Source organism: Bradyrhizobium huanghuaihaiense (assembly GCF_007830635.1).
In the GTDB taxonomy this organism is placed as follows: domain Bacteria; phylum Pseudomonadota; class Alphaproteobacteria; order Rhizobiales; family Xanthobacteraceae; genus Bradyrhizobium; species Bradyrhizobium huanghuaihaiense.
Genome location: NZ_VLLA01000010.1, coordinates 242,439 through 263,737, shown reverse-complemented (window position 1 = coordinate 263,737; position 21,299 = coordinate 242,439). Strand labels below are relative to the sequence as shown.

Genomic DNA, 21,299 nt, shown 5'->3' with positions numbered 1-21,299 from the left:
TGGTCGTGGCAGGGATCCACCGGAACCCTAAGCGGCCGGGTTCATTAGCTCGACACGGACAGAAAAATTGGCCAGATGCCCCGCCCTCGCAGGAGATGACTGGCTCCGGCTCACATGCAGCGGCATCGCCGTTATCACCCTCCAATCAAATGATGTCAGAGATGTCCAGGTCAAAAGCAGTTCTCCAGAAGTCACCAGCGGCGACAGCTGAGCAAGGCCGGACGGTTCGGCTGACGCGCGAGCTTCTCGACCAGGTTGATGCATGGGCGCTCAGCCAGAAGCAGAGGCCCAACCGGTCAGAAGCGATACAACTGCTGGTGAAGACGGCGCTCAAAGGGCTGCGTGATCGGCCTATGCGCGAAGCTCCGGATTCGAATCGTGAGAGCCCTCGGATCCGCGCAAAGGAGCTGGCCTCTGACGCAATTGACAGGCTGGGTGATGCGAATGCGACATCTGAAGACAGGGCAAGCCGGAAGGGCAGGTTAATGAAAGGCCCCGAAGAATTTCGCAACGTCCGGCGGGACAGATCGAACAGTTGAGGCTGATCGTGTGACAGAACGACAGGCCGCATCAATGTCCGAGTCTTTCAGCAATCCGACTGGGGCTAATATGTGATCATTTTCCGGAGCGCTCGATGAATCGGTATTTCTTTGACATCCAAAGTGGTCGCGATTTCTTTGCAGACCAGGAAGGTCTACCCCTTCCCAATCTGAAAGCCGCCGAAGTCAAAGCAATGCAAACCTTGACTGGAATCGCCAAGGAATCCGTCTTCCCAAGCAAGCGGCCGGATTTGGCGGTGGAAGTGCGCTCCAGCACCGAACAGCTGTTCTGCGTTTCGATAGTCTATCGGAATTCGAGCACCAAGCATTGAAGCCGGTTCCCATAGGCCAATATGGTGGTGCTAGCTTGCATCGGCTACAGACGCAGAGGTGCGCCGGGTCCTGCCCGCGACGTGAGTGGAACGATCGCTTTCCGATATCCCCGCGTCCTGCAGGGCAAGTGCAAAACGACCGTTGTACCGCAGGTTCCGGCCGCAAAGTCGCGCGGTTCTCCCCGCTGGCGGAGCCAGTTGTGACAGCTCGGGAGCCAGTGGCTATACTCTAGGCTCGGCGCTTCGGAAGGGCACGGCATTCGCGAGCAGCGGGCTTGTGCCTGCTCGATCTAGGGCTCGCGTCATCTACTTGGGGGCGGCTTTGAGTACTTGGGGGCGGCTTTGAGCAATTCCACTGAGCGGCCAAAGTACGAACGCCTGGCTGACTTCATTCGACGGAACCAGGCTCCGATCGTGAAAGAATGGACGGAGTTCGCTCGAACTCTGTCACCGGCCAGCGATCGAATGACGAAGTTGGCTCTGGAAGATCATATCTTCGATCTTCTTAGGTTTGTGGCGGACGACCTCGAAACCGCACAAACCCCGCGGGAGCGATTTGATAAATCGCGAGGCGACGGCCCGAAAGACAGCCCCTTTTCTCAAAGCGCGGCTGAGCTCCATGCCGCTCTGCGTCTGGCCGACGGCTTTAACATCGACCAGATGATCTCGGAATATCGGGCGCTTCGCGCAAGCGTCGTCAAGCAGTGGGTTGCTCATCATCGAAGCCTTGCGGACACCGATATTGAGGACTTGACGCGGTTCAATGAAGCGATCGATCAGGCCGTGACGGAGTCGGTGGCCCACTATACCAAGACGATAAATGACTCGCGCAACCTGTTTCTGGGCGTCCTCGGCCACGACCTGCGCAATCCTCTCGGCGCCGTTTCAATGGGCGCTCAGTGGATGGAGCGATCGGGGACAACCGACGCGAAGCAGGCCAAGGTTGTTTCGGAGATCAAGCTGGCCGCAGGGCGGGCGACGCGAATTCTGAACGATCTGCTCGATCTCACACGCTCGTCCTTCGGCACTCAAATCCCCGTTACAAAGACCGAGAACGACGTTGCGGCTCTGTGCCAGGAAATCGCAGATGAGTTTCGCGCCGTCAACGCAGATCGAAAACTTCAGGTCGCGACGAAGGGCGATCCGTTGGTTTCCTGCGACCGCGCCCGCCTGGGACAGGTGCTGTCCAATCTGATGGGCAACGCGGTCCATTATGGCGACGTAGCGACGCCCATCACAGTGACCGTCGCAGGTAACGATCCCGATGCTGTGACCATCAACGTGCACAATCTCGGCTCCTCAATCCCGCTTGAAGCGCAAAAATCAATCTTCCAATCCTGGACGCGAGGCCACGATGACGGAAGTCCGCCGGAGCACAGTACCCACCTCGGCCTCGGCCTCTACATCGCAAAATTGATCGTCGAAGCCCATGGCGGCGAGATCTCTGTGGCATCCAACGAAGAAACAGGCACGTGCTTTTCGATCCGACTGCCTCGCAGGTGACGGTCATGCTCTGAGTGGAAGGGGCGGCGTCGATGCGCTCACCCTGCGGCGATGGGCAGGCAGGGTCGCCAGACGCACATTGCCGACGGGGCGACTTCCACGCTCATTCGGCGGAAGTGGCGGCGCCTCATGGTGAACCCTCGGAAACCGTCAGCCGCATTGTCGATGCAAAGATTGCTCAGAAACAATCGGCCATTCGGAACGTCGGCTGCTGCCATCGCTTAAAGCCGTGACTGCGGATGTCCCGACCGGGTGGCGTCTCCTGCATTAGAAAGGGCTGATATGCCAGAGCAAAGCTCTCCTCGCGGCAGTTGCGTCTTGATCGTCGAGGACGAACCGATGCTCCTCTTGATGGCAAGCGACATCGTCGAGGACGCGGGACTGCATCCGATTCTCGCCGGCAACGCGGATGAAGCCATCAGGATACTTGAGGCCCGAAAGGATGTCTGCGTTGTCTTCACAGACGTCAGGATGCCGGGTTCGATGGATGGCGTTCGGCTCGCCGTAGCGGTCCGCGAAAGATGGCCACCGATCAAGCTGCTGATCGTCTCGGGGCATCTCGTCAAGGATTCCGATCTGCCCAAGGGGACGAGATTCTTCAGCAAGCCGTACCCGTCAGAGGCCATCATCTCAACGCTTCGAGAGCTTGCGGCCTGAGCGTGAAGAGCATTTCTAGCCCATTGCGACGGGGTACGGGCGGTCTTTGTCTTCAATGATCCGACGACCAAAGGCTTTCGGGTTTGGTGCTGGAGTCGCGCATTCTTGCAGGGTGACGGTGTCCCTGTCGCCTTCACGGCCTGATCAATACTGACCAGCGTGTCGGACGGCGAACTGATACGCTTTATCTGTCACCGCGCGGCCCTCGGCATCTGTCGGTGATGAGAACGCTGTCGCGCTCCCGCCTTCTTCCCTGGGAAAAGGAGCACGCTATGCAGCGACGCCGTCTGAAGCAAACCACCTCCTTTGAAGAACGCCTTGCCGAGCATGGGCGAGCCCTTCGTCAAAAGGCAAAGTCGCTTCCGCCAGGTATCGAGCGGGACCAAACAATCCGCAAAGCTCGGCAGGCGGAGACCGGGGCCCAAATCAGCGAATGGCTGTCCACACCGGGATTACCGGCTCCAGAATGAAGGAACGGGAGGTCGTCCGGGGCGTTCCTCCCGCATGACCGAGCCACTTCCAGTTCTCATTGAAAACTCGCTTCAGATAGCCTGGGACTTCCTGGACCGCTCAGGTGGGATCGCCGATCCTCAGCAGGCGGCCGAGATCCTACTTCAAAGTATCAAAACGCAAATTCTCAAGGGAGAGAGCCGCACCCTGATGCTTTCGAATCGGGCCATCGCTGCGTTCGAGCAGCATCAGAAAGCAGCATGATGTTGCGCGCGGATCCTGCTGGCAGGCCCCGCGCGCCGGCTCACGATCATTGCGTTCAGTCCCGGTCGTTCGCCTCTTCCTTGATCACGGGCGGTGTGTGGCCGAGCTCAATCTTTTGAGCCAGTTGCGCCCGCTCCTTGTCTGCCGGCTGATCTTCTCCGCGTACGCGCATGATGCCGTGGTCTGATGTCTTGGTCATGGTGACCTCCTGCCGGACCAAGCCCGGCTTAACCACAACGTTCCAAATACGGAGAATGCCCCGCCGCCGCGGGCGAGCGGTCGCGTCATTCCGGTTGCTTCGCCACAATTGGCCGCGGCCTCGTTCTGAAACGTCGCCTGAGCCGCTTCCATTTCATCTCGATCCAACGCAACATGGCGAGGAGAGGTTTTTGCAGGATCGGCATGTCCTGCGCGATGAGAAGAAGTCCAAGGGGGAGCATCCAGAGGCCGAAGAGGGGCAAGAAGCTGAAGATGCCCCCGAGAATGAGTCCCCCCGCAACGATGATCCGGATCCAGAGTTTGGATGGCTCCCGCAGCCAGCGAATGAAAGTCCCGACTTTCGTGGGCACTGAACGCTCGATCAATGTGAAGTATCTGTTCAGCCCTACTGTGACGGAGGCCATGCCAAATCCGATTCGCGTGAGTGTTAAAGAACCGCATCGCAAAATGCTGCTCGGAACTAAACCGGCTGGGGGCGAAGTGTTCCCAGGTCGTGGTTGGGATCGGCTTTCTCGATTGCGGCAGCCAAGCGACTTCACAAGAGATGCGCCATCAAACAAAAGCCGCTCGGGCGTTACACCGAACGGCTTTTCTTCGCGGCTCCCAGTCTCCTGGTTCTGCCGCCCAACTCAAGCCGCCTCCTCACCCCTTTGTTCCCTCGGGCGTCCGGCTGTCAGCTAATCGGTGGCGCAGATGAGACGAACGATGACTCTCCGGCTGCCGCATTCTTCAATGAGTGCAGAATTCCAACCTGCCCTAGAGCTGTCTCTGGGATGGCAGATGGTCGAAGAGGTTCATGGGCGGCCCTCAGTTCATCCGTCCGCGCCGCCGTTTGACGAAGGGGCGTAACGCTACGTGGCCGTCTTCGGTAAGTGGAGGTATCCCGCGTCGAAGTCTCCGACTTCCTGGAGCCGGGTCCAATCAAGCACCGTCAAGTGCCGGCTTTCGAGGTTGATCAAACCCAGCTTGCGCAGCTCCTGGAGCACGCGGTTGACGTGAACAATCGAAAGGCCCATGGCATCGGAAAGCTCTTCCTGCGTGATCGGCAGTTCGCATGAGTAATCTTCCACAAGGCCCATGGCTCGCGCACGGACGATATATTCGCACATAAAATGCGCTGCCCGGCCTAGCGCCTGCCGACGTCCGATATTGGTGATCCATTCGCGGAACATCGCCGCATAGATAAGTGTTTCACGCCAGAGGGCCGCCGCGACGCGGGCTTGGCGTTCGCACAGGCGCTGCAGATCCTCGTGCTGAATGAAGCCGACCTTGCAAGCCGTGATCGTTCCGATGCTGATGTCCAGCGTCTGCAAGTGCAGGCTCTGAAGGTCCGGCATGTCGCCCGTGATGTGAAATGCGAGGATCTGGCGCTTGCCCTCGCCTGTCATTCTGAAGGCGCAAGCCACGCCATCGGCAATGACGAAAGATCGGCTCGGGCGATCCCCCTCGCGTACGATGTCCTGATGGGCCTCGATCACCCTCTGATCGATCGGGAGCGCCAGTATCGCCTTCCGCTCTTCGTCAGAAAGCGGGAAGACAGTTTCCAGCTTGCGGATCAGCGGGTGAGTATTCCTTACATTGGCCGCAGACACTTGAAAGAGCCTTCGAATTCAGTTCCACAAATTAGCATCGTTGCTGTCCCTGAGTCTGTTCCTTTTTGACGATTTAAGCCGGGCTCCGTGAGCAGCGGTTCTTCTAGGAACGGAGTGGGATGGCGAGTATTGTCGCCTATCTCCCGTGACCATCAGGCGATCCGGAGACTGAGAGATGCCACGCGCTCCCCGCCAAAATGAAGGAGCGTCCCATGCCGCGCTATCATTTTCACATTATGGACGGCAAGGCTGGTCTCGATCACCACGGCACCGAGCTTGCCGACCTAAATGCTGCAAAGGAAGAGGCCGTAAAGCTGGCGGGTGAAGTCCTTCGAGAGTCGAAGCCGGGCGACATATGGGAAATCAAGTCCTGGAAGCTTCTCGTCAATGGCTATCCCTCGCCCGAGGCGGGCCGCACCTATTTTACGTTGGCTCTGTCCGCGACGGACGATGTGTCTACTTGACCGGCCGGGGGCTACCAGTTGGCCGGTCCGCTCGATGTGCCTTTGACATGGTCTCATGTGCGGCGAACGGTCCGACCAACTGATCGGAATTGCAAGCGGAAGTGCGGGCCCTTCCTCGCCACCGCCACTTTGCAGATGCTGCTTTGACCACGGACGTACCGGCAGGACCTATGGCTTCGCAAGCCGCGACACGTTTTCCTGCCGCGCGGTTGTTTTCGTGCCCAAAGAAAATGCCGCCACAGCGCGCGAGCCGTCCTAACGGGACGGGCCCCCACGCCAAACCGCCGAGGTCGTCAGAGTGTCTACCCATAGTCATACGAATCAGGAACACGACATCATCTACCCGCAGGTCCTCCCGTTTCTGCTGATCCACGCCGGTTGCCTCATGGCGACATGGTCGGGCGTCTCGTGGCCAGCGGTTGCGATGTGCATCGTCTTATATTGGTTACGCATGTTCGCGATCACTGCTGGGTATCACCGGTACTTCTCGCATCGAGCCTACTCAACGAGCCGAACGTTCCAGTTCGCTCTTGCGTTCCTCGCCCAAAGCAGTTCCCAAAAAAGCGTACTTTGGTGGGCTGCGAAACATCGACATCACCATCTTTACTCCGATACGGAGAAAGACGTGCATTCGCCAAGCCAAAAGGGCTTCGTTTACAGCCACGTCAGCTGGATTTTCCATCGCCAGCATGATGCGACCGACTTGACGAAGGTTTCGGACTTTGCGTCCTACCCCGAGTTGATGTGGCTTCATAAACTGGAGCTTTTGCCTGCGATCGTGACGGCAGGTCTTTGCTTCCTCATTGCCGGGTGGTCGGGACTCGTGGTCGGATTCTTCTGGAGCACAGTGCTCCTGTATCATGCAACGTTCTGCATCAACTCCCTTGCACATGTTCACGGCCAAAAGAGATATGTTACGGGCGATAACTCCCGCAACAACTGGCTTCTGGCTCTGTTTACGATGGGCGAGGGGTGGCACAACAATCATCACGCCTACCAAAGCAGCGCCAAGCAAGGCTTTCGTTGGTGGGAGATCGACGTAACCTATTATATTCTGGTGGCCTTATCCCGGCTCGGCATCGTCTGGAACTTGAAGACGCCGCCGGAGCAGGTTCTCCGCAACGAGCAACGCTTGGGATCTCGTGTCATCAGGCGGACAGCCGAGCAACTTGTTCGTCGTTTCAATCCCGAGGGCATCGCACTGGCGATCAGATCATCAGTCCATCAGACCGACTTGTTCCCGAGGGACGTTGTTTTGAAGGGGTATCCTCGCGTGGAGATGCATCTGCCCAACATGCCGACTCGCGGCCAATTGCTGGCGGAGGCCCGCGTGATGTTCGCGAAGACGACTTTCTTGGATGATATCGTCGATCGCGCTCACGAACTCCTGTTCGCATCGGTCGCTTCCTACCTGGCCGTTCCGCCTCTCGTGGCCGTCAAAGATCCGGATCTTGAACGAAAACGTAGGATTGTGCGCGGGCCACCGCATGTAAGACCAATGTGAACTGGCAAAAATCCGGCACGCGAGCTCTTTCCTCACAGAGGCCGTTTCGCTCCTGATGAGGACCGCCGGAGCGTTGACTTCTCAGCCCAAGAAGGTTCGCACCTTTGTCACGGCGTCGTAAATTTCGATCTTGAGCTTCGGGTAAGTCGATTTAAGTGTGCGGCCCGAGGATTCCGCAGCTTCCGCTGTGTCAAACCTCGACTTGAAGTGCCCGTCGACAATGACCACAAATCCGTCCGCTGGCGGTCTGTCGGCACGTGGCGTTTTCGGCTCGGGCTCGTCAACTGAGTGAACTGGTTTTTTCATCGGAACTCCCATGAATCGCAGAAGCGTGGCAAGCGGCTCCCTGACACCGACGGCATGCCGCAAAAGAACACTTATGCCGGCATCAGGGGCTGGCAGCCGAGTTGCGTCTCAGAGTGCAGACAGCAGACAGAGGGCACAAGCTTTGCCCCGCCAGGCTCTGACAGGAACGACTCTCCCGTCCTGAGGTTGTCGTATTGGTCTGTGGCGCGATAACTGACCCCTCAGCTCGCGCCATCCACCCGGGATGGCTCATCGTGGGACGCGCGTCTTGCGATGAGTCGATTCTCGGAAGGGTGTCTCAGTTGGTCCTCAGGTTCTTTCCGCGGCTCTTCGAAGAGGCAAAGTCGCGGGCGTTGTCGGACCTATTCGGCGGGCTTCTCTTTGCGCGGAGACGGGAGCGTTCGATTTTCGTCAGTCTGCTCCGCGTCACCGGGCTTTTTGCCCGCCATATTTCCCGGATTGTAGTGATACTTACCTTCCGGATTTTCGCCGGGCTGCTTCTCATCCGGGCTTCTGTTGTTGTTTGCCATTTATCCAGTCGCTTTCTTGGCAAGAGTAACAAGGTTGAACAAGACCAACGTCGACATGTTCCACGCGATCATTTCTTGCCCCCAGCGCGCTGGGCCGATCAATTGGAGTGACTTGAACCGGCGACAGCGACAACGATGCGCTTCAAGGTACGTTTGGAACGAAGACTTGGCACCGACGGTTAACGATAGCCTGCAACATCTCTCAATCTCCCTGAGGCATCGTGCAGACCACCAGAGGTACTGCACATGGAACTCCCGCGAACACGCTCGCCCTCGCTCCAGTCTGACTACACCACTCCCTTGCGGCGACATCCTGCGCTTGCGGCCTTTGCAGGGGCAGCTTCCCTCCTCGGGGCCATGGCGATCGTAAATGGGCGAGTCGCCAAGAAAGCGGAGCGCGATAACCCGCCTCGCGGGCAGTTCTTGGAGATCGATGGCGTCCGACTGCACTACGTGGAACGCGGCAACGGCCGTCCGCTTGTGCTCCTGCACGGCAACGGCAGCATGATCCAGGATTTTGAATCCAGCGGCTTGATCGACCTGGCGGCCAACCGGTTTCGGGTGATCGTATTCGATCGCCCCGGATTCGGACACAGCTCGCGGCCGCGGAACGTGATATGGACCCCGGAAGCCCAGGCCGATCTGTTCAGAAAGGCGCTTGATCGGCTGAGCGTTCAGCGGGCGATCGTGCTTGGACATTCATGGGGTGCGGCGGTCGCTCTTGCGCTGGCAACAAGACATCCGTCATTTGTCGAAGCTTTGGTGCTCGCATCAGGCTACTATTTTCCAACCGTCCGTGCTGATGCGGCGGCATCTTCGATGTCTTCGATGCGCGGGATGGGCGATGCGCTCAGTCACACGATCTCGCCGATCGTCAGCCGCCTTTTGTGGCCTTCCATGTTGCGAAAAATGTTCGGTCCGCGGCCAGTCCCTGACAAGTTCGTCGGCTTCCCCAAGGAGTTGGCGTTGCGACCGTCACAGATGCGTGCCAGCGCGGCGGAGGCAACGTTGATGATCCCCGCTGCATTCGAGTCGTCGAAGAGCTACGACCAACTCAAGATGCCCACCATCATCATCGCCGGCGATGAGGATCGCCTCATCGATATCAACAAGCAATCGGTCAGACTTCACGGCGAAATCACTCACAGCAAGCTGCACCGCGTCGCTGGGGCAGGGCACATGATCCAACAGTCTGCCACGGCTCGGTTGATGGCGGCCATCGATGAAGCCGCTGCTGCGACCGACATTGGCGGGAATGCACCGCACCGGTTCGCGAGCGCCTAGGAACGCTCCGGCGGGGCCACGTGTTCTCATTCTTCAGTTGGCGAAGAGGCCCGCCGCGGCCGAACCGTCCAGCCGGACCGACTGCTTATCCGGCTAAAGGCTCCTGCAGCCGCATCGCGCCCTTCCGACCGGTGCGAAGCTGACTCAGCGGGTTGGGGCAGGCCCCTTGATCGGGATGGAGAAAAGCGTCGTGGTCTCGCTGTCAAAGTTGCCGCATGAGCCCCCCTGGTCCCCGGGGCAGAATGTCGGCGTACCGGAACCGGCTGCCTCGCCACCGCAGGCGGCCGACGATATCGAAATGCCGCTGCCGTCCAGCCCGCAGACGTTCTTTCTCGGTAGTCTGCTAACACTGGCCGTGCTGGCAGCCATGCATGTGGCAAGCTCGATCATATTGCCCGTGGTGCTCGCCTTCGTGCTGCAGCTCATTCTGCACCCCGTCGTGCATCTGCTCGAGCGTATAGGTCTCCCCCGTGCCATCGGAGCGCTCTTGGCGATCCTGGTGGTGGTGGGAGCGCTCGTGGGGTTTGTGGCAGCCTTGTCGCTACCTGCCGCGACCTGGGCGGAGAAATTGCCGGAGGGCCTGCCTCGCCTCGAAACTCACTTGGTCGTTCTAAAGCGCCCGATCGAAGCGCTGCAGAAAGTCATCCAGCAGGCCGAGCACGTCGCCGACGCTCCCGAGAAGAAAGGAGCCATCGTTTCGGTCCGCAGCGATCTCGGCCTGACCGGCGCGCTCTTCGCTGGAACGCGGGCTGTCATCGACGGCCTTTTTACCACGGTTCTGGTGCTCTACTTTCTCCTGGTCGCAGGCGACGTTTTTCTGCGACGTATCGTCGAGGTCCTCCCAAGTTTTCGCGACAAGAGGCAGGCGGTGGACATCTCCCAGCAGATCGAAGCGGACATATCTGCCTATCTGCTTACAATCACCGCCATGAATGCTGCAGTGGGAATTGCAACGGCGGTTGCGATGTATTTCTGCGGGCTTGGAGACCCGCTGTTGTGGGGAGCCGCGGCCTTCCTGCTCAACTACGTTCCAATTCTGGGCCCACTGTTAGGCACCGTCATCTTCCTGCTGGCCGGAATGTTGAGCTTCGACAGCTTGTGGTGGGCCTTGCTGCCGCCGGCCCTCTACTTCTGCATCCACCTCGCCGAAGGCGAAACCCTGACGCCCATGTTGCTTGCCCGACGCTTCACGCTGAACCCGGTGCTGGTCATCCTGTCGCTGGTGTTCTGGTTCTGGATGTGGGGCGTGCCTGGCGCGATCCTGGCTGTTCCGATGCTGGCCATCCTCAAGATCGTCAGCGATCGCGTGCGTCCGCTAAGAGCTTTGGGCCACGTCCTCGAAGGCTAGTCCGGTGTCGCTCTCGGGAGAAGATTGAGGACCGCGCCGTCGAAAGGCGGCCATTGCAGCATGCATGTTACGCCAGCGGCATTGAGAAACTAAAGCGGGTCTCCGCGGGTGTCGATGCGACGGTCAATGCGCCCCCATGCGCCTTTGCGATCTGCGAGGCGATGTACAGCCCAAGTCCAAGCCCTTGCTTGCTCGCACGGGCCTTGCCGCGGAAGAACGGTTCGAACAGCTTGTCCATCACCGTTTGCGGAATAGCCTCACCGGCATTGGCGACCCAGAGCTCGAACAATCCATTTCGCGTCTCGGCGTGAACGGTGATGGGCTTGTTGGCCGTGCCATGCGTCACGGCGTTGCCGAGCAGGTTGGAAAGGAGCTGGCCGATGCGGATGCGATCGCAGTTTACCGGCCCGTCGACGGCAAACTCGAATTCGATGACGCGACCGGGCGAAGCCAGCCTCAGTTCGTCGATCACCTGGGCAAGGACGGGCTCCAGCGGTCCTTTCGCATCGTATTCCAGGGTAATGCCGCCGCCCAGACGACCGCGTGCAAAGTCGAGGACGTTGTCGATCATCGAGGCCATGCGCATGACCGTCGTCTGCATCATGGCGACGATCTGCTGCTCCTTCTCATTCTGCACGGTACGGCCGAGAAGTCTCGCGCCAGCGCTGATGGAGGCGAGAGGATTGCGAAGATCGTGACCAAGTACGGCGATGAACTGTTCCCGCAGTTCGGAGGTTTCGTGCTCGAGCAGCAGCACTTCTTGGGTCGCCCTTTCGGCAGCAATGGCCAATTCTCGGCCGGCGAGGAGCTCCTGTTCGTAGCGCCGTCGGTCGGTCGCCTTGATCAACGCAAGACGGATCAGCAGCAGCTTTCCATCCGCATCGCGGCGCTCGTTCGCGTTGGCGATCATGTGGAGCGGCTCACCGGCAGCGGTCACCATGTCGATAGCGAATTCGTTGAAGAAGCCCTGCATCCGCAGCAGCGGCGCGATATGAGTTTCGTAGTAGATGCGGCCTGGCATGGTCAGGAAATCGGTGAAACGCTTGCCGACCATCTGGTCTGCCGGGTGCCCGCTCCACGCCAGCAAGGTCGGGTTGACATGCTCAATGCGGCCGTTCGGGTGCAGGGTGACGTACCCGCACGGGGCGTTGTTGACCATGTCCTCGAAGTCTGGACCGGAGACGCTCACGAGACGAAGGCTCGAATCGCCGCGATGACCTCGTCGGGCGCACTGAGGTTCGGGCAATGCCCGGTCGCGTTCAGGACGATCATTCGACCGCCGGGGATACTACGGGCAACGAAATCGCCGACCTCCTGGGAGGCGATGATGTCCTCCTTGCATTGGAGGACGAGGACTGGAACGGAAACTTCCGCGAGATCCTTGCGGTTGTCGGAGGTGAAAGTCACACGGGCGAACGCTTTGGCAATATCGGGGTCCGTGCGGCAGAAGCTGTTCGTGAGCTCCTGACCGAGTTCCGGGCGGTCGGGATTGCCCATGATCATCGGCGCAATCTGTGTTGACCAACCCATGTGGTTGGATTCGAGAAGCGCGAGCAATTCACCGATCTGCTCGGCACTGAACCCGCCAACATATCCTTCGTCGTCGATGTAGCGGGCTGAAGGGCCGATGAGCACGAGCTTGCCGAACCTGCCTGGCGCTTGTCGCGCCGCCAGCACGCCGATCATGCTGCTGACGGAATGCCCGACGAAGACGCAATCCTTCAAACCTAGCTCGGCGCCGATTTCGACCACGTCGTCGGCGTAACCGGATAAGGTTGAATACTTGGCCCAGTCATAGGCCGACAGATCGGATCCGCCGGCGCCGACGTGGTCGAATAGAACCGTCCTGAAGTCCCTTTCAAACGCCGGAGCCACGAACCGCCACATGTTCTGATCGCACCCGAAGCCGTGGGCGAAGACCATCGCCCGGTCGCCCGCGCCACGAACGTGAACGTTATTCCGTTCGGTTACATTTGCCATAAAGCCTCCCTTACGCATCATCGTGCAGTTTTCTATCTTTGCTAAGCGCAATGCGGCCCTGGCCAGGAGCACTCGTCGAGCTTTGGCTCCAGGGCAGCGTCTCGGTTCTGCGTCGCCCAGATCAGAACCATTAGGAACATCATGATTTCCTACCCGTGTAGATGACCAGCTGCCGGATATCGCTCGAGCCATCTGATGCAATCTCGAACGGCCCCAACGCCGGGACAGTTCCAGCGGGAAGCTGGCCGCGCTTCAATAGAATGATCTGGCGAGATCAGAGCCCGCGACTGGCGACGCGCGAGGCGCGTCCTGCGAACTGTCGATCCACTCCACGTCCGAAAGTCACATCTTCGATCTCGAGGCGGTGCATCTGGGATGCTGTAGTTGACTGCTGTTCACACTGATGACGTCTCAGCCATTGTCATGGCGCGCCCAATGTCGCTTGACCGACGAGACCCCACGCCATCTCGATATCATCTCCTGGGCGGAAATGTGCCACGAGTGACGGCTCCACTTGCATCCGCTTCATCGTCGCGCCGAACCAGATAGACCAAAGGCGAGTCGTCCGCAGCTCTCTCCGTCTTCGCGTCGACGTAATACACTTCTTCTGCTGGATCGGCGCGACGCACCCTAATCGGAGACGTCCCATCCCAAAGCGGTCTGTGTCCGAGCGTCATTCGCTTCAAGTCCTCTAGGAGCCATTGCTCCTGGCCGAGTTCTCTGGCCTGGAAAAGCGTGGCAGCCATGAGCGCTAAGATCGGCTGGCCATCGATCTCCAGCACGAACACGCCCGCAGGTAACTCCTCGGTTTTCACTGGCACCATCATCTGAACCACTCCTTTTCCTCGGCCGGTCGAAGCGGTCGAGCCCCCCGGGGCGAGATTCGGGCCTCTTGTCCGTCGACGCTTGCGCTCCGTACGTTCCTCGTCCGATGTAAGGCGCATCGCCCGCTTGTCGAACCGCGCCTGGCACGGCTGGCAACGAGCCGGCGGCCCCCAACTTTATCTTGCCTTGCAATGCTTGACTTCGTCATCAGGGACAGCCGGTTCACCGCTTGCGTCTGGCAAGGCTTCGCAAGGAAGATGCGATTTGCCGCCGCTGATTCCGGTCAGGTCCCGGCGGGAGCGTCCGAGCAAACCGGAGCATCTGATGGCGCAATTGAACGAGTTGCGAGACGCTGTAGCCGATTTGTTTGTCTGTTCGCTTGCACAGAAGTGACGGCATGACCATGGCCAGGCGGCGCGCTGACTTTCCCTCACCGAGGGCTACGCAAGTCATATTGAAACCTGGCTTGTCGCCTTGCTGGTCAATATTGCTCACTCGCAAGTAAATGTGCTGAATCCGGCGAGCCGGAAGCGTACGCTTCGGTCGCTGCCTGCCTTCAGGATGTTAGGCCAGCCTATGAAATGCCGGGGGTAATGCTTCTCGAACCAGTTCACTTAGATCCAAGGTCTCGCCACTTTCGGAAATGTCAGAGAACAGGACCTCCACGAAGGGATGTTGGCGGTTGAACGCGGCACCTCGCTCGTATTTCGCGCGCACAATCCGTTGAAGTGCGGGGAGGTTCAGTCTGCCAAGCGCATTGTATTGATCTCGGAAAAGACTTTGACGTCCTCCAAGATGCTCGACGGATTCTGCCCAGACGTCCATCACCTTCCGGCTCATGAATGCCTCGACCTGCTTGTTCCCATCCCGTGCAATGAGTCGGAGCCCGTCCATCGTGTGCGGTCCTTCATCGATTCGAAAGTGCGCAAGTGGCATGGAATCCTCCTGTTGTCGGCGACCTATTCAGGCCGGCAGCCTGTCGCGGGGCGTTGCACTCAATTGGCCCAATGGTCCGATCAGACACACAGGATATGGGTATGGAAGCGTCGAATAGCGAGGGGGTGCAAAGCAGGGCCCGCAAGGAGTTCGGGCGCTGCCTAACTCCATGGTGAGCTATATTGACCAGCGCGTCGTGCCGCCGGGTCGGCATACTTCCATGCTCAATCGTAAAGTCGTGCCACGCGCAGGGCGACCGTCGCTTCGCCCGAGAATGCCTGCTGATGGGCGCGCAATGAGCCGCGCCCTTTGGAAAGTGGCTCTTCCCTAGAATTGCGAACAATCAGGGAGTAAATTCTGCCCAATAGGGCCGCTGCCGCAAGGTCTGGCCGGCAAGGAGCAACCGTTCGTCGCTTGGTCAAGAAAGCCGTTCCCTGGCAGCCGATCGAAGCGAACAAGTTTGGTCGATTCAAAGGAGTCCACGCGTGGCGAAGCCGTCCAAGGACACGTTCGATCCCCAACATTTTCTCGGCAAGGTGGGCGCCGGCAAAGCCATTCTGACGTTTCGCAAGAACCAGCATGTGTTTCAGCAGGGCGACGCTGCTGACTCGGTGTTCTACATTCAAAGCGGCAAGGTCAAGCTGACGGTCGTTTCGGAGCAGGGCAAGGAGGCAGTCGTCGCCATTCTCGAGCCCGGTCAGTTCTTCGGCGAGGGATGCATGAATGGTCATCCTCTGCGGATCGCGACGACAACGGCGATGGAAGATTGCGTCATCACGTCGATAACCAAAGAAGCGATGATGTCGGCTATCCGTGAAGAGCCGAAATTCTCCCAGCTGTTCATTTCGTATCTGTTGACCCGAAACAGCCGGATCGAGGAGGACCTGATCGACCAGCTATTCAATTCCAGCGAACGGAGGCTGGCTCGCCTGCTGTTGCTGCTCGCGAATTTCGGCAAGGAAGGCAGTCCGCAGCCGATCAGTGCGAGCATCAATCAGGAGACACTGGCTGAGATGATCGGGACCACGCGATCGCGGGTCAGCTATTTTATGAACAAATTTCGAAGGTTGGGGCTCATCAGCTATAATGGCCACATCGAGGTCCACAACTCGTTGTTGAGTGCGGTGTTGCACGAGAAGCCCGTGCTCAGAGAGCGCGACTAGAGAGGCTCCCAAGCGACGGCCCCAGAGCGTGGGGGCGCAATGAGGCCGTCATTTCCTCGGATGCTGTGGGGGGCGTTTGCATCCGGTCGTCCTTACCAAGTTGCGACACCGACATTCGTTCCGGCAGAAGCTCAACTCGCTTTCGTACGGTCAAGTCGAGTCGCAAGTCCGGGATCATTTCTCCTGAAGCGATTCAGGGCTCAGCCTCACTTCATCCTGTGCTCACGAATGGATCTCGTCGGTCCACACCTTGAAGCTGACCAAGGTGTTAGGGCCAAACGTCTGGGTAATCGGCACGTCGGCCGCGTCACGTCCTTGAGCGATCAGCACACGTCCAATCCGGGGGACGTTGTTGCGTGGATCGAATGTGTACCAACGTCCGCCGATGTAGGCTTCGAACCATCCCGCGAAGTCTCCTGGGGCGTAGGGGGGAGGCATGCCGATGTCGCCGAGATAGCCGGTGCAGTATCTGGCGGGAATGTTCATGCAGCGACAGAACGTGATGGCCAGATGCGCGAAGTCTCGGCAAACGCCCTTGCCTTCGTTGAAGACGTCCCGGGCCGTCTTGGTTGCGCGCGCGTGTTCGTAGCCGAATTGAATGTGATTGTGAACGAAATCACAGATCGCCTGAACACGGGCCCATCCGGGCGAGACCTTCCCGAAAAGTTTCCACGCGACATCGGACAGATGATCGGTTTCGCAATAGCGGCTGCCGAGCAGATATACGATTGTCTCTGCCGGCAAGTCCTCGACCGCGTGTTGGGTAGCCGAGGGCATAACGACGTCCGGCAAGCCGGTGTCGCGAACCATCCCGTCAGCCGCCAGGCGCATTCGGCCGGCTGGAGCAACGATGCGGCTGCACCAGTTGCCGAAGCCGTCACGATAGGGGACGATCGCAACCGAAGGCGTGGTAGTCAGATAATCGGGCACGACGACGTCCGATGCCCGAGAGAAATGAACGCCCAGGACCATGATCATGGGTGTGGGCTGCGGAAAGTCGTAGATCATCTCATAGCCGACCCGGATCTTCACTCGGCGTCCTCCAAAGTCGACAAATTGCCGCGGCTGCTTCGATCTCGATTATGCCTGTCGACACAGCGCGGCGTTCGGAAGTTCCAACGCGCTGGCGGGGGGCGTGTTCCTGCCTCTTCATTGAACGACATTACGACAGAGCCGACGCTGTTTTGACGTTCACGTCCACATCCATCCCAAGCTCGTCCTCACGAGCTCCCCAATAAGTGCCGAACAGGGGAATGGCCTGGCTTGGGACTCTGGCCACCGCCACGCGGATCAGATCGCGGTTTCCGACGATTCCATTGGTCGGATCGAACTCGACCCAGCCGGAGCCGGGGACGTAGATCTGGCACCAGGCATGGGTGGCTCCCCCGCCCAGCCAGACAGGACCATCGCGATCCGGTACGTAGATATAGCCGGTGATAAAGCGTGCGGCGAAGCCCAGGCTTCGCGCAGCTTCAATCATCAAGACGGCAAAATCCCGGCAGGTGCCCTTCCTGCGTTCGAGTGTCGTAGAAGGACTTTGCGTTCCTGGCGCCGTGCGGCGGTCGTAGGCGAAGCCATCCGAGATTGCTTCATTGAGGGTCATCAGGACCTGTCCGGTAGAACGTCTGGTCCCGCGCACGAGAAACGTGTCCAGCCACCTGCCGAGATGGTCTTCCGGGTCTGAGAACCATCTCTGAACATAGGGTGCCAGGTCGGGCGCCTCCTCCGCCTGATACGCAAACGGATGGTCCTTCGCGTGGTCCTCAATTCTGAAGTCGGGCGCGTTCTCCGGCGTGTGGTCGACCTTGATGACACACTCGAATCGCAAATTGTCGCTGTCACAGCCAAACTCGACCTGCGCAACACAATTCCCGAAGACATCGTGCAGCCACCTCACCTCAGAAGGCTCGGGCGTCACATTGAGCGAGAAATCAATCAGTCGCTGGTCGAAACTATCGCGCGGCCGTGCCATTAATTGATGTCGGCCGAGCCTGACCGCGCGCCGGTACCGATATGTCGTGATATGCCGGACGAGGAAGATCGCCATGGTACCGCCGATCGACGAGAGGTGAGAGCTTGCTCGCTGGCCGCTTGACGCGGAGACCGGACGATGGTGGGTCCTCTCACGCGCCTCGGGCGTGGCCAATCATCCTACGAATACCAGCTTTGATCTGCCAAGCCTGGAGCGGCTTACCATAGAACTCGCTGCAAGGGGGAAGATCGATGCTCGGCGGGTTCAATTTCTCGGACATCAGGATGAGGTCGATTGCCGGCCACCGTCTACGCACGGTGTGCGCAAGGCCTATGCCGTCTATGCTGCCCGGCAGCTGGATGTCGGCGCAAACGAGCGCGATGTCGGATCTGGAGCTCAGGATTGCGAGGGCTTCGTCGGTATCCAGCGCTTCCAACGGCGTGTAGCCGGCGTCTTCCACCATGCCAACTGCGCGCCTGCGGAGCACCATCTCGTCTTCTACGACGAGAACGAAGGCTGGAACGCGTGATGGACCGAACGTCATTGAGACTCACGGCTGCTGTGGGTGCGCACCGATGATCGGCACGCCCCTCTATGGTTCCTGTCTCGCTGCCGCATCCCTTTATCCGTTGAGATGCAATTTCATGATCTCAGAGAGTTGCGCCGCTGCGGCCCGCGGGCGGCTACCATTGAATGAGCACCGCACCAGCGATCACAAACGCGAAGAAGATCGGCAGAACGACCGGCGGCACCAGCCACTCGCGCAGTCCGAATTTTGAGATGTTTGACATATTGACCGCCTTTTGGTCGCGGCGGGAGCACGATGCTCTCAGTCACCGATAACAGCCGGGAAGCACGCGGTGATATTCAAGATATAGTGCCCGTCCGCGGAATAGCGAGGTCAGGCAGAAACTATTTGCTGTGACAGGGCGAACGGGATTGTAGTTCGCTTTCCACGTAGCCATCTAAGAGTTTGCGGGCGCCTCAACGCTCTTCCAGCGCCAGGTTTGGCACCGTCGCTCGCAAGGGCGGTCGCAGATCGGCCGTCCAAAAGGTAAATCGCGTCGAGCTGGCAAGGCAAGGAAGTCACCTTTCCACAACGGATCGGCTCCGGCCACATGATCGAGTTTCCAAACCATAGCCGTTCATACGACCGCACGCGGCGTGCCGTACGGTTCTGGGGACACGATAGCGCCATTGAGGCATCGTTTTTCATCGAAGAAGAAGCGCTGAAGCGAATTCAACCCGATACCGGTTACGATGAGTCGAGCCTTCTCCACGCTTTCGATTCCAATCGGGACTTGATATGCGCCGCCGCCGCCAAGGTGTACGTTCGCGGTACCAGGGGCTCTTACGATCTGGTCGCCGGCAATTTTTGACCCGATCGGCGCCTTTTAAGGGTTTCGCACCCGAGCCAAATGAACCGCTCTGCCTGTGCCTATAGGCAGATGGAGTCTGTTTCTGTTTCAAGGCAGGAGCGTAGCCTTTTCTAGCCCGGCAATGGTCTGCCCCAGAGAGTTGCAAACGCCCTCGAGCAGTGATTTGCACTCGACGCCGGCCGCATCTGGACCGATGGACTGCGGTCCTAGATGTCAAGGAGTGACTGCTAACGCATTTGCTGCAGGCACATGGGTGTCCGCCCCGCTTCAGCAGGTCGGATATGTCCCTCGACCGATCGACGGTGGTACAAGAGCAAATCAATAGTGCGATAAGCCGTCGTTTTGTTGAATGGGTGAGCGCGGCGGATCCACTATCATATCTGACCTGCCACCGAACTTTCATCCGGCCGCGGTTAGTCGCTTCGGAGACCCCGTGCTTGCGAGCTAGGTCGGCCGTCTTCGCCCCGGCCTCATGCTCAGTCCATATCCGCCCGTTGTTCAGGCGGGCTCCAACAGTCGGTTGATGCACTCGACCACCGTTTGACCACCGAAACCCCATGTACAAATAGCGATAATGGTGGTCAGTCCGCACGAGATTCAATGTTTTCGTTGATCTTTTCTATTGCTGCTTACGTTCGGACGCAGTGGGCGCCTCGATCAGATCGCAGCCTGGATCAGGCTGCTTGCCGAATTCTTTCCTCCTCCTCGCTGAGGGGCGCTGGCTTCAATTGGAAAAGGCTGACGACTCGTCGGCTTGCCGCGTGACCGAGCCAATCTGACAACGGCCCTTGTCCTACGAGCGACTTACCGAGACCAGAAAACGCAGCCGTACTAATAGCTTGCTGCTGGCTGCGCAGGTGGTCTTCAACCAGCTTGTGTCGAGTGACATAGCCTGCATTCACACCAGGGATCGAATGGTTCATAAGGAGCTTGGCGTCGAATTCGGAAACGCCAGCAGCGGCGGCAATTGTCCGAAATGTCTGACGAAGGTCATTGCCCCATTTCGACAAGATATCTCTATCTTCCTTTGTTTCCGCCAGGTGTCCAGAGGCGCTCTCAGCTGGGAACAACCATTCTTGCGCCTGAGACGGATGTATTTGCCTGCCGAAACGAAGCACTCGAATGAGGCTCAGGATCATCTCCCGAGACAGTGGAATGTCGAACGCTCGCTTGCTGCCTCCCTTGGGCGTCGGGATGTGGAGCGTTCGCCGCCGAAAATTGATGTGTTCGGGCTTAGCCTGCTGCAATGCGGTGGGCCTAGACCCACACAGCAATGTGAAAAGATGGAATTCGCGCCGGATTGGGTTGTCTAGATTGGCTAGCTCGAGAAACCATCCTTTCAAATCGCCGGTCCCCATACCGGTGTTCCTGCGCTCTTCCTGATTCCAATCGACTGCATCTGCGGGGTTGTCGCGCGGCAGCGATCGATTGGTCTTCCGAGCATGATTGTAAATGGCCCGCAGCGTCCGCATGCTGCCATTCGCCATGTAGGGACCGTTCTCCTTGGAAAGCTCATCATGCTTTTCGGCGACGCGACCGGGATCGTTCGCGAGGTCGAGCAGAGGGGTGTCAAGCCATTCGGAAAAGAGACGCTCGACGTGATCCCGATAGCCGCTTATCGTTTTTTTGCTACGGCCTTTTCGAATCAAGTGGGCTTCCAGATAGCGTTGCCAAGCCTGCTTCAGGGTAACGCTCGCTACAGCTTCATCCCGGTTGGTATTGCCCTGTTCGGCGTTTCCGTCTTGCCTCGCTTTCGGGTGCTTTCCCTTGCTGATTTGAGCAAGATATTCCTTGGCAAGCGAGCGGGCCGCTCGGGTCGTTAACTCGCTGGCATCTCCAATAGACACTCTAATGGATGAGGCCCGCTTTCCTCGTTGCCTAAGATCACCTTGAACGGTGAAGGTCCTTTTCCGCTTCCCCACGACCACGAAGAAGCCTTTCAGCTCGGTGTCGCGAGCCAGATACCAGCCATCTTCAGGAGACGGTAGCTGAGCGATAGCCTTGTCGCTGAGAGCAATGCGAATATCGGTCATGGGGGGACGTGAACTGTTA

The 21,299-nt window shown here is 58.8% G+C and carries 23 protein-coding genes; 10 read left to right on the top strand and 13 right to left on the bottom strand.

Annotation, left to right across the window (positions count from 1 at the left end):
• Positions 1-634 precede the first annotated feature (634 nt).
• From IQ16_RS21810 to IQ16_RS21790, 4 genes are all read left to right on the top strand, one after another.
• Complete coding sequence (locus IQ16_RS21810) at positions 635-871, top strand: DUF6894 family protein (protein ID WP_018642489.1); 237 nt, start codon at positions 635-637, stop codon at positions 869-871.
• A gap of 342 nt (positions 872-1,213) precedes the next feature.
• Entirely contained in the window at positions 1,214-2,374 is a 1,161-nt protein-coding gene (locus IQ16_RS21805) for a sensor histidine kinase (protein ID WP_026311909.1), read from the top strand.
• 318 nt (positions 2,375-2,692) lie between these two features.
• Positions 2,693-3,031, top strand: a complete 339-nt coding sequence (locus tag IQ16_RS21800) for a response regulator (RefSeq protein WP_018642491.1) — start codon at positions 2,693-2,695, stop codon at positions 3,029-3,031.
• A gap of 504 nt (positions 3,032-3,535) precedes the next feature.
• A complete protein-coding gene (locus IQ16_RS21790; protein WP_018642493.1) occupies positions 3,536-3,745 on the top strand; it encodes a hypothetical protein in 210 nt (69 codons plus the stop codon).
• Positions 3,746-3,800: 55 nt separating this feature from the next.
• On the opposite strand, the gene IQ16_RS46615 is transcribed toward IQ16_RS21790, so the two are convergent.
• From IQ16_RS46615 to IQ16_RS21775, 3 genes are all read right to left on the bottom strand, one after another.
• The gene (locus IQ16_RS46615) at positions 3,801-3,944 is read right to left on the bottom strand and encodes a hypothetical protein (protein ID WP_157785226.1); all 144 of its coding nucleotides are present in this window, start codon (positions 3,942-3,944) and stop codon (positions 3,801-3,803) included.
• Between the two features lie 85 nt (positions 3,945-4,029).
• Positions 4,030-4,368: a hypothetical protein gene (locus IQ16_RS21780; RefSeq protein WP_018642495.1), complete on the bottom strand. Its 339-nt coding sequence runs from the start codon at positions 4,366-4,368 to the stop codon at positions 4,030-4,032.
• A 447-nt stretch (positions 4,369-4,815) separates the two neighbouring features.
• Positions 4,816-5,556 (bottom strand): Crp/Fnr family transcriptional regulator, encoded by a 741-nt coding sequence (locus IQ16_RS21775; RefSeq protein WP_145831737.1) that lies wholly within the window; start codon positions 5,554-5,556, stop codon positions 4,816-4,818.
• Positions 5,557-5,768: 212 nt separating this feature from the next.
• On the opposite strand from IQ16_RS21775, the gene IQ16_RS21770 reads away from it, so the two are divergent.
• Together IQ16_RS21770 and IQ16_RS21765 are read left to right on the top strand one after the other, a co-directional pair.
• Positions 5,769-6,020 carry a DUF6894 family protein gene (locus IQ16_RS21770; protein ID WP_020607844.1) on the top strand — a complete coding sequence of 84 codons (252 nt, stop codon included), beginning with the start codon at positions 5,769-5,771 and terminating at the stop codon, positions 6,018-6,020.
• Between the two features lie 298 nt (positions 6,021-6,318).
• A complete protein-coding gene (locus IQ16_RS21765) occupies positions 6,319-7,524 on the top strand; it encodes an acyl-CoA desaturase (protein ID WP_018642498.1) in 1,206 nt (401 codons plus the stop codon).
• Positions 7,525-7,605: 81 nt separating this feature from the next.
• On the opposite strand, the gene IQ16_RS21760 is transcribed toward IQ16_RS21765, so the two are convergent.
• Both IQ16_RS21760 and IQ16_RS45740 read right to left on the bottom strand, forming a co-directional pair.
• Positions 7,606-7,830, bottom strand: coding sequence for a hypothetical protein (locus IQ16_RS21760; RefSeq protein ID WP_018642499.1), 225 nt, complete (start codon positions 7,828-7,830; stop codon positions 7,606-7,608).
• A gap of 362 nt (positions 7,831-8,192) precedes the next feature.
• Positions 8,193-8,360, bottom strand: a complete 168-nt coding sequence (locus IQ16_RS45740) for a hypothetical protein (protein ID WP_167520780.1) — start codon at positions 8,358-8,360, stop codon at positions 8,193-8,195.
• A gap of 246 nt (positions 8,361-8,606) precedes the next feature.
• Here IQ16_RS45740 and IQ16_RS21755 point away from each other — a divergent pair, with 246 nt between their 5' ends.
• Together IQ16_RS21755 and IQ16_RS21750 are read left to right on the top strand one after the other, a co-directional pair.
• Complete coding sequence (locus IQ16_RS21755) at positions 8,607-9,644, top strand: alpha/beta fold hydrolase (protein WP_018642501.1); 1,038 nt, start codon at positions 8,607-8,609, stop codon at positions 9,642-9,644.
• Positions 9,645-9,819: 175 nt separating this feature from the next.
• Entirely contained in the window at positions 9,820-10,992 is a 1,173-nt protein-coding gene (locus IQ16_RS21750) for an AI-2E family transporter (protein WP_018642502.1), read from the top strand.
• Between the two features lie 67 nt (positions 10,993-11,059).
• On the opposite strand, the gene IQ16_RS21745 is transcribed toward IQ16_RS21750, so the two are convergent.
• The 4 genes from IQ16_RS21745 to IQ16_RS21730 all read right to left on the bottom strand — a co-directional run bounded on the left by IQ16_RS21745 (position 11,060) and on the right by IQ16_RS21730 (position 14,733).
• Complete coding sequence (locus IQ16_RS21745) at positions 11,060-12,151, bottom strand: PAS domain-containing sensor histidine kinase (protein WP_041953572.1); 1,092 nt, start codon at positions 12,149-12,151, stop codon at positions 11,060-11,062.
• A 26-nt stretch (positions 12,152-12,177) separates the two neighbouring features.
• Positions 12,178-12,972 carry an alpha/beta fold hydrolase gene (locus tag IQ16_RS21740; RefSeq protein WP_026311910.1) on the bottom strand — a complete coding sequence of 265 codons (795 nt, stop codon included), beginning with the start codon at positions 12,970-12,972 and terminating at the stop codon, positions 12,178-12,180.
• Between the two features lie 473 nt (positions 12,973-13,445).
• Positions 13,446-13,799: a hypothetical protein gene (locus IQ16_RS21735; RefSeq protein WP_018642505.1), complete on the bottom strand. Its 354-nt coding sequence runs from the start codon at positions 13,797-13,799 to the stop codon at positions 13,446-13,448.
• Positions 13,800-14,361: 562 nt separating this feature from the next.
• The gene (locus IQ16_RS21730; RefSeq protein WP_018642506.1) at positions 14,362-14,733 is read right to left on the bottom strand and encodes a hypothetical protein; all 372 of its coding nucleotides are present in this window, start codon (positions 14,731-14,733) and stop codon (positions 14,362-14,364) included.
• Positions 14,734-15,218: 485 nt separating this feature from the next.
• On the opposite strand from IQ16_RS21730, the gene IQ16_RS21725 reads away from it, so the two are divergent.
• On the top strand, positions 15,219-15,896 hold the full coding sequence (locus tag IQ16_RS21725; RefSeq protein ID WP_018642507.1) for a Crp/Fnr family transcriptional regulator: 678 nt from the start codon (positions 15,219-15,221) through the stop codon (positions 15,894-15,896).
• A gap of 222 nt (positions 15,897-16,118) precedes the next feature.
• On the opposite strand, the gene IQ16_RS21720 is transcribed toward IQ16_RS21725, so the two are convergent.
• From IQ16_RS21720 to IQ16_RS21710, 3 genes are all read right to left on the bottom strand, one after another.
• Complete coding sequence (locus tag IQ16_RS21720; protein WP_018642508.1) at positions 16,119-16,928, bottom strand: transglutaminase-like domain-containing protein; 810 nt, start codon at positions 16,926-16,928, stop codon at positions 16,119-16,121.
• Between the two features lie 130 nt (positions 16,929-17,058).
• Positions 17,059-17,943, bottom strand: coding sequence for a transglutaminase family protein (locus tag IQ16_RS21715; RefSeq protein ID WP_018642509.1), 885 nt, complete (start codon positions 17,941-17,943; stop codon positions 17,059-17,061).
• A gap of 76 nt (positions 17,944-18,019) precedes the next feature.
• A complete protein-coding gene (locus IQ16_RS21710) occupies positions 18,020-18,412 on the bottom strand; it encodes a response regulator (RefSeq protein WP_018642510.1) in 393 nt (130 codons plus the stop codon).
• A 574-nt stretch (positions 18,413-18,986) separates the two neighbouring features.
• On the opposite strand from IQ16_RS21710, the gene IQ16_RS21705 reads away from it, so the two are divergent.
• Positions 18,987-19,247: a DUF1488 family protein gene (locus IQ16_RS21705; protein WP_018642512.1), complete on the top strand. Its 261-nt coding sequence runs from the start codon at positions 18,987-18,989 to the stop codon at positions 19,245-19,247.
• 674 nt (positions 19,248-19,921) lie between these two features.
• Here IQ16_RS21705 and IQ16_RS21700 read toward each other — a convergent pair.
• Positions 19,922-21,280, bottom strand: coding sequence for a tyrosine-type recombinase/integrase (locus IQ16_RS21700; RefSeq protein ID WP_018642513.1), 1,359 nt, complete (start codon positions 21,278-21,280; stop codon positions 19,922-19,924).
• Positions 21,281-21,299 lie beyond the last annotated feature (19 nt).